23 protein-coding genes are annotated in these 18,033 nt (G+C 64.5%); 12 read left to right on the forward strand and 11 right to left on the reverse strand.

Annotated elements, in window-relative coordinates; translation table 11 throughout:
- Nucleotides 1-23 precede the first annotated feature (23 nt).
- Nucleotides 24-452, reverse strand: a complete 429-nt coding sequence (locus tag RXV90_RS08375) for a VOC family protein (RefSeq protein ID WP_316648092.1) — start codon at nucleotides 450-452, stop codon at nucleotides 24-26.
- Nucleotides 453-647: 195 nt separating this feature from the next.
- Between RXV90_RS08375 and thyX the strand changes: the two genes are divergently transcribed.
- The 3 genes from thyX (at nucleotide 648) to RXV90_RS08390 (ending at nucleotide 2,628) form a co-directional block, all read left to right on the forward strand.
- Entirely contained in the window at nucleotides 648-1,532 is an 885-nt protein-coding gene (thyX, locus tag RXV90_RS08380) for an FAD-dependent thymidylate synthase (RefSeq protein ID WP_316648223.1), read from the forward strand.
- The gene (locus tag RXV90_RS08385; protein ID WP_316648093.1) at nucleotides 1,502-2,011 is read left to right on the forward strand and encodes a toll/interleukin-1 receptor domain-containing protein; all 510 of its coding nucleotides are present in this window, start codon (nucleotides 1,502-1,504) and stop codon (nucleotides 2,009-2,011) included. Before thyX ends, RXV90_RS08385 begins: the two co-directional genes overlap by 31 nt.
- A 365-nt stretch (nucleotides 2,012-2,376) precedes the next feature.
- Nucleotides 2,377-2,628 (forward strand): helix-turn-helix domain-containing protein, encoded by a 252-nt coding sequence (locus tag RXV90_RS08390; protein WP_316648094.1) that lies wholly within the window; start codon nucleotides 2,377-2,379, stop codon nucleotides 2,626-2,628.
- Nucleotides 2,629-2,707: 79 nt separating this feature from the next.
- Here the strand turns inward: RXV90_RS08390 and RXV90_RS08395 are convergent, their stop codons facing one another.
- Both RXV90_RS08395 and RXV90_RS08400 read right to left on the reverse strand, forming a co-directional pair.
- A complete protein-coding gene (locus tag RXV90_RS08395) occupies nucleotides 2,708-3,253 on the reverse strand; it encodes an REP-associated tyrosine transposase (RefSeq protein ID WP_316648095.1) in 546 nt (181 codons plus the stop codon).
- 48 nt (nucleotides 3,254-3,301) lie between these two features.
- Nucleotides 3,302-3,589 (reverse strand): hypothetical protein, encoded by a 288-nt coding sequence (locus tag RXV90_RS08400; RefSeq protein WP_316648096.1) that lies wholly within the window; start codon nucleotides 3,587-3,589, stop codon nucleotides 3,302-3,304.
- A 171-nt stretch (nucleotides 3,590-3,760) separates the two neighbouring features.
- Between RXV90_RS08400 and RXV90_RS08405 the strand changes: the two genes are divergently transcribed.
- The gene (locus RXV90_RS08405; RefSeq protein ID WP_316648097.1) at nucleotides 3,761-4,078 is read left to right on the forward strand and encodes an HPF/RaiA family ribosome-associated protein; all 318 of its coding nucleotides are present in this window, start codon (nucleotides 3,761-3,763) and stop codon (nucleotides 4,076-4,078) included.
- Nucleotides 4,079-4,099: 21 nt separating this feature from the next.
- A complete protein-coding gene (locus RXV90_RS08410) occupies nucleotides 4,100-4,432 on the forward strand; it encodes a hypothetical protein (protein WP_316648098.1) in 333 nt (110 codons plus the stop codon).
- Between the two features lie 249 nt (nucleotides 4,433-4,681).
- Here RXV90_RS08410 and RXV90_RS08415 read toward each other — a convergent pair whose 3' ends face one another.
- On the reverse strand, nucleotides 4,682-4,888 hold the full coding sequence (locus RXV90_RS08415) for a cold-shock protein (RefSeq protein WP_316648099.1): 207 nt from the start codon (nucleotides 4,886-4,888) through the stop codon (nucleotides 4,682-4,684).
- Between the two features lie 171 nt (nucleotides 4,889-5,059).
- On the opposite strand from RXV90_RS08415, the gene RXV90_RS08420 reads away from it, so the two are divergent.
- Nucleotides 5,060-5,407 carry an arsenate reductase family protein gene (locus RXV90_RS08420; RefSeq protein ID WP_316648102.1) on the forward strand — a complete coding sequence of 116 codons (348 nt, stop codon included), beginning with the start codon at nucleotides 5,060-5,062 and terminating at the stop codon, nucleotides 5,405-5,407.
- A gap of 10 nt (nucleotides 5,408-5,417) precedes the next feature.
- On the opposite strand, the gene RXV90_RS08425 is transcribed toward RXV90_RS08420, so the two are convergent.
- From RXV90_RS08425 to RXV90_RS08440, 4 genes are all read right to left on the reverse strand, one after another.
- On the reverse strand, nucleotides 5,418-5,987 hold the full coding sequence (locus RXV90_RS08425; protein WP_316648103.1) for a DoxX family protein: 570 nt from the start codon (nucleotides 5,985-5,987) through the stop codon (nucleotides 5,418-5,420).
- Nucleotides 5,984-6,739 carry an HvfC/BufC N-terminal domain-containing protein gene (locus RXV90_RS08430; protein WP_316648104.1) on the reverse strand — a complete coding sequence of 252 codons (756 nt, stop codon included), beginning with the start codon at nucleotides 6,737-6,739 and terminating at the stop codon, nucleotides 5,984-5,986. The genes RXV90_RS08425 and RXV90_RS08430 overlap by 4 nt, the downstream gene beginning before the upstream one ends.
- Nucleotides 6,736-7,596: an MNIO family bufferin maturase gene (gene bufB, locus RXV90_RS08435; protein WP_316648105.1), complete on the reverse strand. Its 861-nt coding sequence runs from the start codon at nucleotides 7,594-7,596 to the stop codon at nucleotides 6,736-6,738. The genes RXV90_RS08430 and bufB overlap by 4 nt, the downstream gene beginning before the upstream one ends.
- A 76-nt stretch (nucleotides 7,597-7,672) precedes the next feature.
- A complete protein-coding gene (locus tag RXV90_RS08440) occupies nucleotides 7,673-7,978 on the reverse strand; it encodes a BufA1 family periplasmic bufferin-type metallophore (RefSeq protein WP_316648106.1) in 306 nt (101 codons plus the stop codon).
- A gap of 262 nt (nucleotides 7,979-8,240) precedes the next feature.
- Here RXV90_RS08440 and RXV90_RS08445 point away from each other — a divergent pair, with 262 nt between their 5' ends.
- Together RXV90_RS08445 and RXV90_RS08450 are read left to right on the forward strand one after the other, a co-directional pair.
- Entirely contained in the window at nucleotides 8,241-8,759 is a 519-nt protein-coding gene (locus tag RXV90_RS08445) for a hypothetical protein (protein ID WP_316648107.1), read from the forward strand.
- 1 nt (nucleotide 8,760) lies between these two features.
- On the forward strand, nucleotides 8,761-10,758 hold the full coding sequence (locus RXV90_RS08450) for a putative bifunctional diguanylate cyclase/phosphodiesterase (protein ID WP_316648109.1): 1,998 nt from the start codon (nucleotides 8,761-8,763) through the stop codon (nucleotides 10,756-10,758).
- 729 nt (nucleotides 10,759-11,487) lie between these two features.
- Here the strand turns inward: RXV90_RS08450 and thrS are convergent.
- Nucleotides 11,488-13,440: a threonine--tRNA ligase gene (gene thrS, locus RXV90_RS08455; RefSeq protein WP_316648111.1), complete on the reverse strand. Its 1,953-nt coding sequence runs from the start codon at nucleotides 13,438-13,440 to the stop codon at nucleotides 11,488-11,490.
- 189 nt (nucleotides 13,441-13,629) lie between these two features.
- Between thrS and RXV90_RS08460 the strand changes: the two genes are divergently transcribed.
- Nucleotides 13,630-14,262: a DNA-3-methyladenine glycosylase I gene (locus RXV90_RS08460; RefSeq protein ID WP_316648113.1), complete on the forward strand. Its 633-nt coding sequence runs from the start codon at nucleotides 13,630-13,632 to the stop codon at nucleotides 14,260-14,262.
- Between the two features lie 68 nt (nucleotides 14,263-14,330).
- Here the strand turns inward: RXV90_RS08460 and RXV90_RS08465 are convergent, their stop codons facing one another.
- Nucleotides 14,331-14,732 (reverse strand): MAPEG family protein, encoded by a 402-nt coding sequence (locus tag RXV90_RS08465; protein ID WP_316648115.1) that lies wholly within the window; start codon nucleotides 14,730-14,732, stop codon nucleotides 14,331-14,333.
- Nucleotides 14,729-15,493, reverse strand: a complete 765-nt coding sequence (locus tag RXV90_RS08470; protein ID WP_316648117.1) for an ArsR/SmtB family transcription factor — start codon at nucleotides 15,491-15,493, stop codon at nucleotides 14,729-14,731. The genes RXV90_RS08465 and RXV90_RS08470 overlap by 4 nt, the downstream gene beginning before the upstream one ends.
- A 123-nt stretch (nucleotides 15,494-15,616) precedes the next feature.
- Here RXV90_RS08470 and RXV90_RS08475 point away from each other — a divergent pair, with 123 nt between their 5' ends.
- From RXV90_RS08475 to RXV90_RS08485, 3 genes are read left to right on the forward strand one after another with little or no spacing between them, the layout of a single operon-like run.
- Nucleotides 15,617-16,369 carry an alpha/beta hydrolase gene (locus tag RXV90_RS08475; protein WP_316648119.1) on the forward strand — a complete coding sequence of 251 codons (753 nt, stop codon included), beginning with the start codon at nucleotides 15,617-15,619 and terminating at the stop codon, nucleotides 16,367-16,369.
- Nucleotides 16,370-16,389: 20 nt separating this feature from the next.
- Nucleotides 16,390-17,367: an ester cyclase gene (locus RXV90_RS08480; RefSeq protein ID WP_316648120.1), complete on the forward strand. Its 978-nt coding sequence runs from the start codon at nucleotides 16,390-16,392 to the stop codon at nucleotides 17,365-17,367.
- Complete coding sequence (locus tag RXV90_RS08485) at nucleotides 17,364-18,008, forward strand: hypothetical protein (RefSeq protein WP_316648121.1); 645 nt, start codon at nucleotides 17,364-17,366, stop codon at nucleotides 18,006-18,008. Before RXV90_RS08480 ends, RXV90_RS08485 begins: the two co-directional genes overlap by 4 nt.
- Nucleotides 18,009-18,033: the final 25 nt, after the last annotated feature.

The following is an 18,033-nucleotide window of genomic DNA, read 5'->3' on the forward strand; positions in this document are numbered from 1 at the left end:
TCGCCGCAAGCGCCAGGGATGCCCTACCAGTGACCGGTGCTCTCCATGCTCGCCCAGGGTTCCTTCGGCGGCAGGGCATCGCCCTTCTGCAGAAGCTCGATCGAAATGTTGTCGGGCGAGCGGAAGAAGGCCATGTGCCCGTCGCGCGGCGGCCGGTTGATCGTTATGCCCCGGTCCATCGCCGTCTGGCACATTTCGTAGATGTCATCGACGAGGATCGCGATATGCCCGAAATGCCGGCTGTCCGACGGCAGACCCTCGTCCCCGTCCCAGTTATAGGTCAGCTCCAGCGTATCCCGGTCGTCGCCCTCCGCCCGCATGTGGACGTTGGTGAACCGGCCCTTCTCGCTCACCGTCCGCCGATCCTCCCGGAATCCCAGCATTTCATAGAACGCCATGGATTTCTCCAGGTCCAGCACCCGCACCATCAGATGATAAAACTCAGTCGCCACGCTCATCGCCTCCGCGTTTATCCACAAGAAAAACCCGTTTACCCCCAAGTTTGGGGTTCCGGACAAATCTGAACCCTATATGTTGAACCCCCAAGGTCCGCCATACCGGTCAGACAAACCGTATTCCGGCAGGGCCTTGTCAGCAACGGGAGGCAGAGGAAAATGAACGTGACCGCCAGCGACTTTCAGAACCCCATGGACGAGATCGAAGAGCTTCGCGCCACGAAAACCCTCACCGCCCGCGTCACCGCCCCGGGGATGGAGGAACACCTCTACACCCCCAAGCCGGTGCTCGACCACGGCTTCATCCGCGTCATCGATTACATGGGCGACGACAGCGCCATCGTCCAGGCCGCCCGCGTCTCCTACGGCAAGGGCACCAAATCCGTGTCGAACGACGAGGGCCTGATCCGCTACCTCATGCGCCACTGGCACTCGACACCGTTCGAGATGTGCGAACTGAAACTCCACGTCAAACTCCCCGTCTTCGTGGCGCGGCAGTGGATCCGCCACCGCACCGCCAACGTCAACGAATACTCCGCCCGCTACTCGATCCTCGACCGCGAATTCTACATCCCCGCGCCCGAACACCTCGCCGCTCAATCGACCGTGAACAACCAGGGCCGCGGCGCCGTGCTGGAAGGGGAGGAGGCGGAACGCGTCCTGAGGCTCCTCACCGACGACGCCATGCGTGCCTACGACCACTATGAAGAGATGCTAAGCCAGGACGGCCAGCAGGGCCTCGCCCGCGAGCTTGCCCGCATGAACCTGCCCGCCAACATCTACACCCAGTGGTACTGGAAGGTGGACCTCCACAACCTCTTCCACTTCCTGAGGCTCCGTGCCGACGCCCATGCGCAGTACGAGATCCGCGCCTATGCCGAGGCGATCTGCGACGTGGTGAAAGACTGGGTGCCGCTGGCCTTCGCGGCCTTCGAGGATTACCGGATGGGCGGGGCGACGCTCTCGGGCAAAGCGCTCGACTGCGTGCGGCGGATGCTCGCCGGGGAAGAGGTGACGCAGGAGACGTCGGGCATGTCGAAGGGGGAATGGCGGGAGTTTATGGGGGTGATTGGGTAGTCAGCTTGAAAAAAGTCTTTGTCTCATATGTTCGCCAAGATTCGAAGTTCGTAGACCGATTGGTCGAAACACTCGATCGGAACGAGATTGACGTCTGGTTGGACAGAAACGATCTCGACCCCGGACAGCCTTGGGAGTTCGCGATCCGCAAAGCTATTCAGAATGGCTGGAAGTTTCTTTCGATACAATCTGCAAAACGCTTGGCGCGCGAAAAAACTGAAGCGAACAAAGAGCTCTCGATCGCATTTGAAGAGTTCACTAAAAGACCGCTAGATAGCGGATGGCTGATTCCAATTAGAATTGATGACTCCGAGATCCCGGATAGGCCAATTGGAGGCGGTATACACTACCTGCAGCTTCAGATATGCGATTTCCGGAACTTCAAGAAAGGGGCGGCCCGGCTTCTCTCAGTATTGGGCGTTGATAACCCGAAAGGTTTAGATGAACCTGAGATCAGCAAAGGCACTGGGTTCCAGTAGCCAAATGGCACTTGGCATGCGGCGCTCGAATCTTTGGAGAAATGGAAAAGAGCATATGGCGTCGATGAAGTCTCACGGTCTCAACTTTCAGAAGTTTGCCCGAGTCGGACGCTTTCTGATCTGACTTCACTGGGGCTGGTCAAAAACGCACGGAAAGGAATCTGGCAACTTTCGCACCAAATGGACGATGTCAAATTGGAGCTCTCCGTCGCGATAGCTAGGGTGCCCGCGTTTTCTCTCGCTGCGGAAATGTTGCGAAAGGATTTCCGTACGAGGGGTGCCGATATTGGCGCGGAAATTTCAGAGTTGCTAGGTGCCGATTGGAAGCTATCTTCAATGGAGCGAAATGGTTGTGCGTATAAGAGGTGGACGCACTTTATCCGAATTTCGGAGGACCAAAGCCTGGAGAGCCGGATTATCTTGTTTTTGAAGCGATGCGTTCAAAGCAGATGGGTCACGGCCGGAACACGGTTCTAACCGAGGACGTAAAGCGCGACATTGCTAGATGGAAAGCTGAAGGGATTAAGCCGGGAGAGATGGCCAGACGGTTGGGAGTTCAGCCAAACACTATTTACAACTTCCGTCGCAATTATCCTGAACAATGGGATGAGCTTTGAGCAAGCGTAGGGTGGGGTTCCACCCCACCATTCGACCACACCACCATTCCACCGCGCCATGGTGGGTTGAAAACCCACCCTACGCCCCGAACCGCGCGCGGTCCCGCCGATACGACGAATACGGCCAATCGCCCGGGTCCTCCACGAAGCCGTGCTTCACGGGATTGAACCAGCAATATTCCACATGCGCGCGAAAATCGGCCGCGTCCCGGATGTGATGCTCCCAGAACCGCCGTTGCCAGATCCCGGCGTCCCCTTTCCGCAACTTCGATGCCGAGCGTAGGGTGGGGTTCCACCCCACCACCGTCCGGATGCCGTTTTCGCGAAGGGTGGGGTGAAACCCCACCCTACCACCATCCCGGACGGCACGCGTAAACCGCGCCTTGATCGCGCCCCACCGGGTCGAATAGGCCGTATCGCCCTCGGGCAACGTCCACACCGCATGAAGGTGGTCCGGCATCACAACCCAGGCCTCGATCCGGAACGGGTGCGCGGCTCGCGTCTTCCGCACCGCGTCGCGCAAGGCGCCGATCTCGCGGGTCAGAAGATCGCCGCCCCGCTCCGCCAGGGTCACCGTGAAAAAGATCGTGGCCCCCGGTCGCCGGGGCCGGATATACACCGACATGGCCCCCGACATGCCGCGATCGTGGTTAAGGGAACCTTAGCGGGGCCCTCAAAGCTGCGCTTCCCGAAGCCCCCGCTTGCATTCCTTCGGCGGCTTGCCGTCCTGAGTGAAGGCATCCACCCCGCAGGCCTTGCACGCCCACCGCTGCATGCCCGAGGCGCGGGCCCGGTTTTCCTTTCGCCATTTGCAGGGCGTCGCGCGCTTCCGCCGGGCGCGCAGCATCAGCGCCAGAAGCGCGCAGGCGATCGCTGCCAGAAGCGCGATCTGCAGCCAGGCCTCGGGCATCACCCAGGCCGCACCGTCTTCGGGAGGGCTCACGAACTTCATGGCCGACATGCTACACCGGGACTGTGGCCTTCGTCAGGCTATCGCGCGGCGGCCCCGGGGCTCCGCCCGTTCGGGCCACAGATCGTCCACCGCACGATCTGTGAAACGGCCCTCACCCCCCTTGAACCCCGGGCACTGGCGACCCTACGTTCAGGGGAAACACCAAGGTTGGAGATCCCCATGCAGATCCAGGTCAACACCGACAATTTCATCCATGGCGACGAACGCGTGATCGAGGTGGCCGAGGCCGCCGTCGAAACCGATCTCGGCCGCTTTGCCGACCGGCTGACCCGGATCGAGGTGCATCTGAAGGATCAGAACGCCGACAAGCACGGGCCCGCCCATATCCACTGCACGATGGAGGCGCGGCCCAAGGGCGGGCGCCCGCTCGCCGCGACCGACGAGGCGGAGGATATCCAGAAAGCGCTGAAGGGGGCCGCGACGAAGCTTCGCGGCCGGCTCGACCGCGAACTCGGCAAGACCGATTCCCACCGCTGAGGCGGGGGAGGGGGCGCGCGGGTGGCCCGGAAGGATCGCCCCGAAACACCCGACGGGCGCTATTTCGTGGCCCGCGGGCGGCTTTGCCGCAAGACCGATCCTGGGCTTTCGGATGGCGATCGGCGCGCGGCGATCAAGGCGCTGATGCAGGCCCGGATGGCCGAACGGAAAGGCGGCGGGCCGGAGGCGCGCGCTGCCGTTCTCGCCGCGAAAACCCGGCTGGGCGAGGCGGGCCCGGTCTGGTGGTCGGACGGCACGCCCGACGAGGCCGGGTGCGCCCCCGAAGACAGCACCTATGCCGCCTGGTGGGCGGGCCTGTCCGAGGGCCAGCGCCGCGCCGGGACTGGGGATTAACCCCTCCGTCATCTTCGTGAATTGCCACCGTACGCCCCGTTACCGGGGTCGGCCTGTGTACGCCCGGTGTACGCCCGGTGTACGCCGTGTGACTTTTGCGTTTTCCGGGGCCCGCATGGGCCCGAAAGCGTGAATCGACCGTGCGCTGCCCCGGTTCGGGCGGCGGTTCGGGCCCCGTCGGGCCGCACGAAACGGGGGCGCCCGGACGGCCCGGGCCCCTGCAGGTCTCAGCCGCCGCGCCGTGGCGGGCTAGAGCGCTTTCAGGTCGCCCGCAAGCGTCCGGCCGTCACGGCCTTCCACCATCTCGAAGCTGACCTTCTGGTTGTCCGCGAGGCCGGTCAATCCGGCCTGTTCCACCGCGGAAATATGAACAAAAACGTCCTTTCCTCCGTCGTCGGGAGCAATAAACCCATACCCTTTCGTGGTATTGAACCATTTTACGGTGCCGGTCGGCATTCCGTCTCTCCTTCTGAAGTCTTCCCGGCCGAGGGGCGCCCGGGTCTTCCCGTATCGAAGGTGCTCTCACGCCACACCCGCCGCACAATCCGAAGGGCGAGGCGCGCGTTCCCAATGACACTGCAAAAAGGATTCGCCATTTCCGGCGAAAAGCAAGAAAAGACAGGCCAGATGTCCCGAAATTTACCAAATCCCCCCGTCGACCTGCTCGGAATCCCATCATGCGACACCACCCGCCGCGCGCTGAAAGCGCTTGCGGAGAAGGGGGTTGAGTTCCGGGATGTGCGGGCCGATCCGCTGACGCCGGAGGAGCGTGCGGTGCTTTTGGAAAGGTTTGGGGAGGATCTCATAAACCGGCGATCAACCACCTGGCGGGGGCTTGATGCGGGCGAACGGGCGCAGGATCCAGACGCGCTTCTTGCCGCGCACCCCACCTTGATGAAGCGGCCGGTGATCCGGATGGGGGACGCGTGGTATCTCGGCTGGGACAGCGCTGTTCAGGCGAAACTTCTGGGCTGACAGGCCGCCTTCACATGGCCGCGGCGTGCGTCGCCGTGGTCTGGCGCGACAGCACCCGGTCGATTGACAGGGGCCCCGCGCCGCGCAGGACGAGGACGATCAGCAGGAATACCCAGAACGCGCGCTGGTCGAGGATGAGGGCCGAGGGCATCCCGTCGAACCACGCGCCGATATCGCCTGCGCCCAGCCCGTGGCCGGTGATGTCGACAACCGACTGGATGATCACGAATACGATCATGCCGAGGGCGGCAAGGCGCGTGAGAAGGCCGATCACGATCAGGATCGGCAGGATCACCTCGCCCCACATGGCGAAGAACACGACGGTGGTGTGATAGCCCGTAAGCACCGAGAAGTCGTAGCCCGCGGCCTCGATCACCTTCGGAAAGACCTGGATATAGGCGCCGTCCGATGGCGTGAAGAGCCCGGCGAACCCCTCGCCGAATTTCGTTAGCGCCGAATTCCAGTAATAGATGAAGAGGGTGCCGAGGAAGACGACCCGCGCCAGCGTCGGGATCAGGAAGGGGGCTGCCGCCTCCAGCGCGCCGAAGAGCGAATTGTGAAGCGTGGCGAGGCGGGTCATGGCGTTGTCTCCAGTCCGGTGAGTGCGCCGGCCCCGAGGAGGAGGCCGAGCGTGGTGGTCAGGTCGAAATCGGGATGGTCTGCGAGCGCGGCGTCGAAGGCCGACCCAAGGGGCGCGCCCTCGGACAGGGCGGCGATGAAGGCCGCGGCACCGGGGGGCAGAAGAACCGGGTCCGGGTCGAATTCCAGGCGGACGACCAGCACGTCCTGCGGCCCGGGTGCGGGTTTGGGGCCGCCGGGCTCCATGTTGTAACGCCAGAGCGCGTGGATCGGCCAGGGCGACCGCACAAGGCGCAGCGCCGGGGAAAGCGCCACCCGCGCCGTCATCATCTGATCGGGGGCGAGGGCCTGCAGGCAGGTCGGGTCGATCGGTGTGCTATCCGCGGCGTGATACGCATGGCGCAGGGCGAGTTCGAGCCGGGCGACATCGGGCAGATAGCCCCATTGCGCGACCGGCGGGAAGGTTTCTAGAAAACCGGGCATCGCATCGCCGTAGAACATCATCAGGGGCGAGGCGGGCGGATGGGCGCGCAGAAAGACTGAAGCGACCTTGCGGAAATTCTCTTCCCCCAGAAGCTTGCGCAGGACGGGGAAGGCGGTTTCGAGCGCTTCGGTCAGGCTGACGGCCATGTTGTTGCGGTAGACATCGAAGCGCTTGCCGGCGCTGCGTCCTTCGGGATCGGAGAGGCCGGGGGGCACCGGCTGACCGGGATCGAGAAGCGCGACCGCGAACTGATCCTGCCCCACGGTCATGGACGGGCCGGGGCGAGGATTGCTTCGGCCCGCTCTGCCTCCGCCCTGAGCGTGGCCCAGTCGGGCACGTCTGTATCCCACTCGATCAGCGTCGGGCGCGGACCGCCAAGCGCAATGGTCTCGCGGTAGAGCGCCCAGACCGGATCCACCACCTCGCGCCCGTGACTGTCGATCAGAAGGGGCGCGCCGTGGCCGTCTTCATCCTCGTCATGGCCGCCCAGGTGGATCTCTCCCACCGCGTCGAGCGGGAAAGCGCGGATATAGCTTTGAGCATCTGTCTTCTGGTTGGTGGCCGAGACGAAGACGTTGTTCACGTCGAGCAGCAGTCCGCATCCGGTGCGGCGGGTGAGCTCGGTCAGAAATTCGATCTCGCCCATCTCGCTTTCGTCGAACGCGAGATAGGTCGAGGGGTTTTCCAGAAGCATCCGCCGCCCCAGGCGCCCCTGCACTTCGTCGATATGCGCGGCGACGCGGGCCAGAGTGGCCTCGGTATAAGGCAGGGGCAGAAGATCGTTCAGAAAGCCCCGGTCATGTGTCGACCAGGCGAGGTGTTCTGAAAAGCTCGACGGTTCGAGCCAGCCGACCAGTCGGGCAAGCCGATCGAGGTGATCGCGGTCAAGCGGGCCTTCCCCGCCGATGGACAGACCAACCCCGTGGACGGAGATCGGGAAGCGTTCGGCCAGGGCGCGAAGCTGTGCCAAGGGGCGGCCGCCATCGCCCATGTAATTCTCGGCATGGATTTCGAGCCAGGTGACGGGCCCGGGATGGTCGAGCACGTCCTGAAAATGCTGCGGCTTGTAGCCGACACCGGTGCCGTTCGGCAGAGGTTCGTGGTATTTCGGGCTGGCGTCGAGCATCGGGTAAGGTCTTTGCGGGTTCTGGCAAGGATGCCCCGGCGCGGACGGCCGGGGCAACGCATGCGGGCGTTTTGGCTTAAGCCGGCAGATCGCGCTCAAGCGGTTCAAGCGCCCCCTGACGCTCGGTGCCGTCGGCCATGGCCGGAAGCTCGATCTCGGCGCAGGTGCCGGCTTCGACGAGCGTCCAGGCGTTGCCCTGGTAATCGACGGTCGAGGTGCCCGCACAAGTGGTGCCGGGGCCAGCGGCACAATCGTTCTTGCCCGCGAGCGAAACACCATAGCACTTTTCCTTTGCCTGGGCGTTGGCGGGGGTGGACATCTGGGCCGCGAGGGCGGCGGCGACGGCGCCGGCGACGGCGAGGGTCTTGGTGGTGTTCGACATGGGAGGGCTCTCCTGTGTTATTTGGGTTCTTTACTACAGTCACCGCACGGGCGGCTGGTGCAAGACCTAGGGAAGATGACGGTCGTTTTTCCAATCACACGAACGTCATTAACAGCGACGTGTGACGCCGTAACATAACACCCACGTGAGTTGACAGCGCGATTCGGGTGCGATGCGGCACTTGTGTGCATGCATCGAAACCCTCGGTTAAGGGGCGTCGTTTATGTCCCGGGGCAGTAAGACCCAGCAAAGAGGCAGCCCAATGAAATCTGATATCTTTCGCCATCTGGCGGCTGGTCTGGCAGCCGGGTTTGTGGCGTCTGCCGCGCTGGCGGGACAGCCGGTGCCGGTGATGTTACAAGCCATCGAGCATCAGCCCGCACAACTGGAGGTGATCGATGGAACGGGCGCGCGCCTGTCCTTCGCCCCCTCAGACCTTGAAACCTTGCCAACCTATCAGATGGTTACAAAAACCTCTTGGCGCGAGGCGCCGGCGCAGTTCGAAGGTGTTCTTCTGTCAGACCTTTTGCGTGAGACCGGGCTTTACGATGTTCCCGCGATCCAGGTGACGGCGGAAAACGACTATACGACGATCATTCCCCGGGCCGCGTGGCAGGAAATCCCGATTCTCGTGGCAACCCGGGTGGATGGCGAGGCGCACACACGGCGCGCGCGCGGGCCGATCCAGTTCGTGATCGACATGGAAATCTACGAGACATCCGAGTTCGCAAGGGAAGAATACATGGTTTGGATGGCCAGCCGTCTTGAGGCGGCAAACTGACGTGACCGGCCAGCTTAAGGCCCTGCTGGATCGCGCGCTTGATGTCATGTCTACGCGCATAGGCGTGGCCGTTTCGCTGGCCCCCCTGATCGTCCTGTGCCTCTGGGCCGGGATCTATATCCAGCAGGGGCTGGAGGATCTGGAAGAAAAGAAGCGGCTGTTCGCAGACCGGCAGTTTCGCAACGGCTTTGCCGCGATGAGCGATGTGCAGCGGCTGAACCTCGTGGCGATGGAGGCCGCGCAGGCCGGGCAGATGACGGCCGAGCTTCAGCAGGCGTTTCGTAACGCGACCGATTTTCTTTATGTGCGCGTCGGCACGCTCGAGCGGTCGGGGGGCGGGGTCGATCGCCTGCCCGAAGGCCAGCAGGCGATCGCCGATCTGTCGCGGGTGCTGGGCATCGCGGAGCGGGCGCTGGAGGCCGGCGTGGACGATCCCCAGCGGCTGACCAACGAGCTTCTGGATGCGTCCGACGCTTCGCGGCGGAGCCTTGCGACCTTCGTCGACTATATGCGCGGGCTGCAGGACGGGGTGCTCGACGCCCAGTCGGGCGTGATCCGCGACCAGCTTCGCGTGATGTGGGTCAGCCTGATCCTGCTGACCCTTGTGGGCATCATCACCATCCTGCTTCTGCGGCGCGAGGTTCTGGCCCGGCGGGGGCGCGGCGACGCGGAACGCAGGGTGGAATACCTGGCGTTCTTCGACCCGCTGACCGGGTTGCCCAACAGGGTGCAGTTTCACGACCGGCTAACCGCCCTGATCGAGACCGGGCGGCCGGTGGCGGTGATGATCCTCGACCTCGACGGGTTCAAGTCGATCAACGACACATCGGGCCACGCGGCGGGCGACGCGGTGCTGAGGGCCGCCGCCCATGCGATCGACGAGGCCGTGGGCCGGCAGAACGGCTTCGCGGCCCGGCTGGCCGGCGACGAGTTTGCCGCGGTCGTGGCAACGGATGACATTGAACGGTTGAACGTGCTTTGCGGACGCATTCTTACCAAGGTTGCCGAGCCCGTCTGCCACGAGGGTGAGGCCCTGAGCGCGGGGATCAGCATCGGGCTTGCCACGTCGACGCAGGTGAGTTCGAAGATGGACGTGAGCGTCGAGACGATGCTGCGCGCGACAGACCTCGCCCTTTACGCGGCCAAGGCGGCGGGACGAAACCGGGTGGCCGTATATGACGAGGAGCTCGAGCGCCAGTACCAGGCCCGGCGCGCGCTGATCGAAAGCCTGCCCGAAGCGTTGCGGCGCGGCGAACTTTCCGTTTACCTGCAACCGAAGGTCCGCCTGCCCTCGCGCGAGATCTACGGCTTCGAGGCCCTGGTGCGCTGGGACCGGGACGGCCGCACGGTGATGCCCGACGAGTTCATCATGATCGCCGAGGAAAGCGGCATGGTCACGGAGGTGGATACCTTCGTGCTGGTCGAGGCCGCCTCGGCGATTGCCGCGTGGAACGCGCGCCACGGCACCTCGTTTCACCTGAGCGTGAACCTTTCGGCGCTGAATTTTACCTCGCAGGGCATGGTCGAGACGGTGCGCACGGCAATCACGAAGTCGAAGATCGACCCCGCGCTGATGACGCTCGAGATCACCGAGACGCTGGAGTTGCGCGACTGGCCGACGGCGCAGAGCACGATCCGCCGGCTGCGGGCGATGGGATGCCGAATCGCGATCGACGATTTCGGGACAGGCTATTCCTCGCTGGCGTACCTGCGGCTCGTGGGCGCGGATGAACTGAAGGTGGACCGGTCGCTGATCAGCGAGGTCGCCGTGTCCGACGAGGCGCGTTTCATCGTGGATGCGGTGCTTGATGTGGGCCGGAACATCGGCATGGAAGTGCTGGTGGAAGGTGTGGAGACCGAGGAACAGGCCGGTGTGCTTGAGGATATGGGGGTGCGCCTCGCGCAGGGTTTCCTCTTTGGGACGCCGCTGCCGGCAGAGGCGGCCCTCGCCGATGCGATGCGGGCCAGGGCTGATGCGCCGGGCGGTCTCGCGGGCTGAGCCGACCGGCCCGGGGCCGCGTCGTGGCGGGAGTTCGTGTGCATGAGGCGGCACGATGGATGGACCGGACCACCGCGCCGTCGCGGGCCAACGCGGCATAGCCGGGGCCGGAACACTGCGATCGGGCCGAGGGCCAGGGCGAAAGGATTTGGCTCTGCCTCTGCAGGTGGACCGGTGATCTGAAGCGACCTTTCCTGTGGCGTTGGCGGGAACTCCTGCAGGCGCGGCCGCTTGCGGCGGCGCGAAAAGAATCCCGCGGGCTCCACCTCGTGCGGCGACGCGGAAGGGCGCCCGCGGGCTCCGCCCCGTGCGGCGGCGCGGAAGGGCGCCTGCGGGCTCCGCCTCGTGCGGCGGCGCGGAAGGTCGCCCGCGCGCCTGGCTTGTTCCCTTTCGGTTGCTGCGACAGTGCAGTCTGCGCGCGGGTATCTGCGGATGCGGCGGGCTGCGGCTTCGCCCGCAGGTGGGGGTGGCCGGCCCGGAGGTGGGCCGTCCGCGAGCGCGACTCCGGGACTTCGGGGCAGGGCCATGGGTGACCCCGGCCGGTGGAATGCCCTTGGCAAAGGGTTGAGTCCGCAGACATTCGCGCCGCGAGCGCGGCCGTGCGAGGCAGCGTCGCAGGTTTAGGTGCCGCAGAGGCAGGGCAGCCGATGCCGCGCTATCCGGGCAGAAAGCTTTCCCGCCCAGCGGTGCAGATTGCCCCGCGAGCGGCGTGCTGCGGATGGCGGGCCGTCAGGCGCCCCGAAGATCGGGCGGCGTGGCCTCGTCGGTGAGATCGGCGACGATCTGATCGAGATCAACTGTCGCCGTCTGTTTCTCGCCCAGGCGGCGGACGGTGACGGTGCGGTTCTCGACCTCGCGTTGGCCGATGGCGAGGATCACCGGCACCTTGCCGACCGAATGCTCGCGCACCTTGTAGTTGATCTTCTCGTTCCGCGTGTCGGCTTCCGCCCGTATGCCCGCGGCGCGGAGGGCCCCCAAGACCTCACCGACATAAGCATCGGCATCGGAGACGATCGAGGCCACGACGACCTGCCGGGGCGCGAGCCAGAACGGCAGCTTGCCGGCATAGTTTTCGATCATGATGCCGATGAAGCGTTCGAAGGAGCCGAGGATCGCGCGGTGGAGCATCACCGGGCGGTGCTTTTCGCCATCGGCGCCGATATAGGTCGCATCCAGCCGCTCCGGCAGGTTGAAATCGGCCTGGAAGGTGCCGCATTGCCATTCCCGCCCGATCGCATCGGTCAGCTTGAAGTCGAGCTTCGGGCCGTAGAAGGCGCCTTCCCCGGGGTCGAGTTCGTAATCGTTCCGGATCGAGAGGATCGCGCGTTCAAGCGCGGATTCGGCCTTGTCCCACACCTCGTCGGAGCCCACGCGCACTTCGGGCCGGGTCGAGAACTTGATGTCGAACTTTGTGAAGCCCGCGTCACGGTAGATGCCTGAAAGAAGATCGATGAAACTGGCGCATTCCGCCTCGATCTGATCCTCGGTGCAGAAGATATGGGCATCGTCCTGGGTGAAGCCCCGCACGCGCATGAGCCCGTGCAGCGCGCCATGGGGTTCGTAGCGGTGGCAGGAGCCGAATTCGGCAAGGCGCAATGGCAGATCGCGGTAGGATTTGAGGCCCTGGTTGAACACCTGCACGTGGCAGGGACAGTTCATGGGCTTCAGCGCATTGACGCGTTTTTCGTTCGCATGTTCCTCGTCGATTTCCGTGATGTACATGTTTTCACGGTACTTGTCCCAATGCCCCGAGGCTTCCCAGAGCTTGCGATCGACGACCTGGGGCGTCTTGATCTCGCGATAGCCGGCGCGGGTCAGCTTGCGGCGCATGTAATCTTCGAGTTCGCGGTAGATCGACCAGCCGTTGGGATGCCAGAAGACCATGCCGGGGGCCTCTTCCTGGAAGTGGAAGAGCTCTATCTCGCGGCCGAGGCGGCGATGGTCGCGCTTTTCGGCCTCTTCGAGAAAGGTGAGGTAATCCTTCAGTTCCTGGCGGTTCTTGAAGGCAACGCCGTAGATCCGCTGAAGCTGGGGCCGGTTCGAATCGCCGCGCCAATAGGCGCCCGCGACCTTCATCAGCTTGAAGGCATCGGCAGGGACCTGGCCGGTGTGCTGGAGATGCGGCCCGCGGCAGAGATCCTGCCAGTGGCCGTGCCAGTACATGCGGATCGGCTCTGAACCGGGGATCGCCTCGATCAGTTCGACCTTGTAGGGCTCGTTATTCGCCTTGTAGTGCGCAATGGCGCGGTCGCGTTCCCAGACCTCGGTGGTCACCGGATCGCGGCGGTTGATGATTTCCTTCATCTTCGCTTCGATCGCGCCCAGATCCTCGGGCGTGAAGGGCTCTTCCCTGTCGAAATCGTAGTACCAGCCGTTCTCGATCACCGGGCCGATGGTGACCCGGACATCCGGCCAAATCTCCTGCACCGCGCGGGCCATGATGTGGGCCGCGTCGTGGCGGATCAGCTCATAGGCCTGGGCATCGTCGGCCATGGTGTGGATGGCGATGGAGGCGTCGGCATCGATCGGCCATTGCAGATCCCAGTGCGCACCGTTCACGGTGGCCGAGATCGCCTTCTTGGCGAGCGAGGTCGAGATATCGGCAGCTACTTCGGCGGGCGTGATGCCTGCGGCCACGCTGCGGGAATTGCCATCGGGGAATGTCAGGGAAATCTGGGCCATCGGCCTGAAGCTCCTCGTCGGTTTGGCGCCCACGGAACGCCCGGTTGCGGGTATGTCGTCTGGCGTTCGTCTGCGCCTTTCGGCGCGCTGGGTCAACCGTGAAAGGGCGCACAGGCCCGTGTTTATGGTTTGTTCTTTCGTGCCTGTGGCGGATGTGAGAGTGTTCCGGGAACCAAAAGGAGAGGGATCATGCGATCGTTCGACGAGATTCTGGAGATTGCGGCGGAGCGGAAGGGTGGGCGCGCGGCCGTGCTTGACCGGGCCGACGGGCCGAAGACGGCCGCCGATCTGGCGGCGACCCCGGATGACAGGTGGCTGTCGCAGATGTCGAAATCGATCTTTCAGGCCGGGTTCAGCTGGACGGTGATCGAGGCGAAGTGGCCCGGCTTCGAAGAGGCCTTTGGCGGCTTCGCACCCGGGCCGCTTGCCGTGATGCCGGAGGAGCGCTTCGACGCGCTCATGCAGGACAGGCGCATCGTGCGGAACGGCACGAAGATCCGTGCCGTGCAGGAGAACGCCGTCTTCGTGACAGAGGTGGCGCGGGAGGCCGGCAGTTTCGGACGGAAGATCGCGGACTGGCCGGGCGAGGATTATGCCGGGCTTCTCTACTGGCTGAAGCAGAACGGATCGCGGCTTGGGGGCACCTCGGCACAGTATTTCCTTCGAGTTATGGGGAAGGACAGCTACATCCTGTCGCGCGACGGGGCGCCGACGAGCCGGAAAGCGATGGGCGCGGTGCAGGAGGCGTTCAACGACTGGGCCGCCCAGTCGGGCCAGAGCCTGACCACGATCAGCCGGGTTCTTGCGCAGTCGATCGGGTGAGGTCTTGAACGAGGGGGGCTTCCGCCCCCCTCGTGCTCCCCCCGAGGATATTTATGGCCACATGAAGATCAGGCGCGGAGCACCTCGACCGCGATGACGAGGATCGCGATCCAGCCTGCGGTGAAGAGGAGCGGGCGGGCGGGGAAGCCCGCGGCGCCGGAGATCATGCCAACCGCATGGGCGATACGGAGCCAGAAGAAGAGGCCCGCGGCCCAGATCGTGAGCGTGGTCGAGACCCCCGCCTGATGGGCGATCAGAACGACGATGGCGAAGGGAAGCGCCTGTTCCACGAGGTTCAGATGTGCCCGGTGCGCCCTGTGAACCCAGGCCGGGTAGGCGGTGAGATCGTGCGGCCGTAGGAACGCATCCTGGCCCTCGACCGCGTGACGGTTGACGCCCACGATGTAAGGGATCCACAACGAGGCCGCGAGGATCGCCGTGAGGGTGAGCCAGGTGAGTTCGGGGGTCATGCGCCGGCCCCCGCCATGGAGTTGAAACGGTGCGCCGCCCCCGATTCGAGATAGGTCTTGAGCCCCGCGGCCCAGCGGGCCCATCCGTCATGCACACCCTCGCCCGGGACGACAGGGACGGAGAGATCGTAATGTTCGACGGTGAGCGCACAGTGATCGCCTTCGGACGCGAGGAGGAAGATCGTTCTGGAGGGCGCGCCGCCGCCTTCCCAGTTCGGTTCGAAGGTGGAGACGATGCGGGATTTCGGATCGGTCTCGAGCGTGCGGGCGCGCATCATCGTGCCGCCGTCAGGGGTTTCGTAGATGTAGGTGTCGTCTTCCTTCCGGACGCCGCCGGCGAGGAAATGCCAGGTGCCCATCTGCGCCGGGTCGGTCAGCGCCTCCCACAAGGCATCCTGGGTGCAGCGAATAAAGGTCTTCATGACGAAATCAGGCTTGTCGGTCATGGAGGAGGGTCCTTCGAGTTGGGTTTTGAGATCGATCACGGCCCGGGCGGCGGGCTTGGCGAGCAGGGGTTCGATCCAGCGATCGATAACCTCCTGCAGGGGAACGGCGTTGAGGTAGTGATATTTGAACCGTCCCGATTTGCGCGTGACCACGAGGGAGGCGTCTTCGAGGACCCTGAGGTGTTTCATGACGCCGAACCGGGTCATGTCGAGCTGTGTTTCAAGCTCGGACAGCGACTGGCCGTCGCGGTCACGCAGGCTGTCGAGCAGGGCGCGCCGGGCGGGGTCATTCAGGGCTTTGAAGATCGCATCCATGGATTCGCTTATAAGTGACTAAATACTCACGTGACAAGATGGTAACGTAATTGTCTGTTTGGAGAGGTGCGTCTGGACGCCGGGCGGTATCGCTGCCAAGGCTTGCATAAAACGGAGGTGGCAATGGCCGAGCCAAGCTGGCTGACGACGCCCGAAGGACGGCGCCTCGGGTACTACAAGGTCGAGGGGGCGGGCCCCGCGGTCGTGTTTCTGGGCGGGTTCCGCTCTGACATGGAGGGCACGAAGGCGCTCTTTCTCGAAGACTGGGCCAGGGCGCGGGGGCGCGCCTTCCTGAGGTTCGACTATTCGGGGCACGGGCAGAGTTCGGGCGACTTCCTCGACGGCGCGATCGGTGATTGGTTCGAGGATGCGTGCGCCGCCCTGTCGCTTGTCGACGGACGCGCGGTGCTCGTGGGGTCGTCCATGGGGGGATGGATATCACTTCTTCTGGCGTGCGAGGTGCCGGAGCGGGTGGCGGGGCTGGTGACAATCGCTGCGGCGCCCGATTTCACGGAGGACAGCATGTGGGCCGGGTTCGACGACGCCCAGAAGCGGATGCTGACGGACGCCGGGCGCTTGGAGCTTCCGTCGGACTATTCGGACGAGCCCTATGTCATCACGCGGCGGCTGATCGAGGAGGGCCGGGGGCGGCTTGTGCTGCGCGATCCCCTGCCGCTGCCGTTCCCGGTGCGGTCGTTGCAGGGCACGGCCGATGCGGATGTGGACATGTCGGTTGCGCTCAGGCTTCTGGATCATGCCGAGGGCGGGGACATGCGTCTGACGCTTGTCAAAGGGGCCGATCACCGGTTTTCGAGCCCCGATTGCCTGGAACTGATCGCGGCGTCGGTGGACGAGGTGCTGGCGGCGGTCGGCTGATGGACACAGGGGAGAGCGCTATGACCCCGGAAGAGGCGAAGGCGGCGCTGGGGCCGCTTGCGGTGATGGCCGGATGCGAGGCGGAGGATGCGCGCAGGGCGCTTGCGGCAGTGCTGGTGCCGGATGCTGTCGTGCACATGGCCTTTCCCTTCGAGCGGCGTGCGGGCCCCGAGGCCCTGTTCGATGCGGGTTTCGCGTCGCTTTATGCCGCCTTTCCCGATCTCGAGCGGCGCGAGACGATCCGCATGGCGGGCCGCGACGGGGCGGGGCAGATGTGGGTTGGCGTCTGCGGGGCCTATGTGGGTACCTTTGCCGCGCCCTTCCTCGGCATTCCGCCGACGAAGCGGGCGGCGGCGATGCGGTTTCACGAGTTCTTCCGGGTCGAAGAGGGCCGGGTCGTCGAGGTGCAGGCCCTGTGGGATATCCCCGAACTGATGATGCAGGCTGGGGTGTGGCCGCTTGTGCCCCCGCTCGGGCGCGAATGGCATGTGCCGGGCCCGATGACGCAGGACGGGCTGACGATTTCGGGCGACGGGGCGCGCGCGCTTGGAATTGTGGATGACATGCTGACGGCGCTTGGCCGGAACGCCGACGGCGAGGCGGCGATGGATCTGCCGCGCTACTGGCACCCGCGCTGTGCTTGGTACGGTCCATCCGGCATCGGGACGGCGCGGGGGATCTCGGGGTTCCGCAGACAGCACCAGATCCCGTTCCTGAACGCGATGCCCGACCGGCGGGGCGGGGTGGAGGCCGGGCACCTTTTCGGCGAGGGGAATTACGTGGGCTACACCTCGTTTGCCGGGATGCGCGCGACATTGAGCGGGGGCGGCTGGCTTGGCCTGCCACCGACGGGCGCGGAGTTGACGATCCGAAGCCTCGATTTCTGGCGGGTGGAGGGAGATCTCATTCGCGAGAACTGGGTTCTGGTCGATATGCTGCACGTCTATGACCAGCTTGGCGTCGATGTTTTCGCGCGGATGGAGGAGCGTCTGGGGTGAGGCGCAGACCGCAGAGCTATCTGGCGCTTGAAGAGCTTGGCCGCGTGCGGCTGTCACGGCATTTCTTCATGCGGAACTTCCTGAATTCCGAGATCGGGAACTTTCACGGGGTGCCGAACCTGCCGGAGGATCCCGACGTCGCGATCGCGGCGGGGCGGCGGCTGGCGGAGGAGTTGCTCGATCCGCTGTTCGAGACGTTTGGGCAGGTGGAGATCCGGTCTGGCTATCGTTCGCCCACGCTCAACTATTTCGGGGCGAAGGTGGCGCGGCCGCAGAAATGTTCGCAGAACGAAAAGAACTTTGCCGGGCATATCTGGGACCGGCGCGACGGGGTGGGGCGGATGGGGGCCTGTGTGTCGCTTGTGATCCCGTGGTTCGCGGATCGCTTTGCCGAAGGGCGCGACTGGAGGGATCTGGCATGGTGGATTCACGATCACCTGCCCTATCACGAGCTGTATTTCTTTCCAAAGCTCGCGGCGTTCAACCTGACCTGGCGGGAAGAGCGGGCGCCGCGTATCCTGAGTTACATCGCGCCCAAAGGGACACTTCTGGCAGCGGGGGCTGAGCCTGGGGAAAGCCTGGCGGAGCGGCAGGCGCGCTATGCCGATTTCCCCGCGTTTCGGGGGATTGCCTATCCCTGAGGTCGGGGCGTAAGGTGGGTTTTGC

The sequence above is a fragment of the Ovoidimarina sediminis genome (genome assembly GCF_032586175.1).
In the GTDB taxonomy this organism is placed as follows: Bacteria; Pseudomonadota; Alphaproteobacteria; order Rhodobacterales; family Rhodobacteraceae; genus Ovoidimarina; species Ovoidimarina sediminis.

Coding starts and splice junctions, on each gene's coding strand:
- RXV90_RS08405 (WP_316648097.1), top strand. CDS start 3,761: ATGCAGATCCAGGTCAACACCGACAATTTCATCCATGGCGACGAACGC.
- RXV90_RS08420 (WP_316648102.1), top strand. CDS start 5,060: ATGTCCCGAAATTTACCAAATCCCCCCGTCGACCTGCTCGGAATCCCA.
- RXV90_RS08430 (WP_316648104.1), bottom strand. CDS start 6,739: ATGACCGTGGGGCAGGATCAGTTCGCGGTCGCGCTTCTCGATCCCGGT.
- RXV90_RS08395 (WP_316648095.1), bottom strand. CDS start 3,253: ATGTCGGTGTATATCCGGCCCCGGCGACCGGGGGCCACGATCTTTTTC.
- thyX (WP_316648223.1), top strand. CDS start 648: ATGGACGAGATCGAAGAGCTTCGCGCCACGAAAACCCTCACCGCCCGC.
- bufB (WP_316648105.1), bottom strand. CDS start 7,596: ATGCTCGACGCCAGCCCGAAATACCACGAACCTCTGCCGAACGGCACC.
- RXV90_RS08475 (WP_316648119.1), top strand. CDS start 15,617: ATGGCCGAGCCAAGCTGGCTGACGACGCCCGAAGGACGGCGCCTCGGG.
- RXV90_RS08425 (WP_316648103.1), bottom strand. CDS start 5,987: ATGACCCGCCTCGCCACGCTTCACAATTCGCTCTTCGGCGCGCTGGAG.
- RXV90_RS08385 (WP_316648093.1), top strand. CDS start 1,502: ATGGCGGGAGTTTATGGGGGTGATTGGGTAGTCAGCTTGAAAAAAGTC.
- thrS (WP_316648111.1), bottom strand. CDS start 13,440: ATGGCCCAGATTTCCCTGACATTCCCCGATGGCAATTCCCGCAGCGTG.
- RXV90_RS08470 (WP_316648117.1), bottom strand. CDS start 15,493: ATGGATGCGATCTTCAAAGCCCTGAATGACCCCGCCCGGCGCGCCCTG.
- RXV90_RS08480 (WP_316648120.1), top strand. CDS start 16,390: ATGACCCCGGAAGAGGCGAAGGCGGCGCTGGGGCCGCTTGCGGTGATG.
- RXV90_RS08415 (WP_316648099.1), bottom strand. CDS start 4,888: ATGCCGACCGGCACCGTAAAATGGTTCAATACCACGAAAGGGTATGGG.
- RXV90_RS08465 (WP_316648115.1), bottom strand. CDS start 14,732: ATGACCCCCGAACTCACCTGGCTCACCCTCACGGCGATCCTCGCGGCC.
- RXV90_RS08400 (WP_316648096.1), bottom strand. CDS start 3,589: ATGTCGGCCATGAAGTTCGTGAGCCCTCCCGAAGACGGTGCGGCCTGG.
- RXV90_RS08445 (WP_316648107.1), top strand. CDS start 8,241: ATGAAATCTGATATCTTTCGCCATCTGGCGGCTGGTCTGGCAGCCGGG.
- RXV90_RS08440 (WP_316648106.1), bottom strand. CDS start 7,978: ATGTCGAACACCACCAAGACCCTCGCCGTCGCCGGCGCCGTCGCCGCC.
- RXV90_RS08460 (WP_316648113.1), top strand. CDS start 13,630: ATGCGATCGTTCGACGAGATTCTGGAGATTGCGGCGGAGCGGAAGGGT.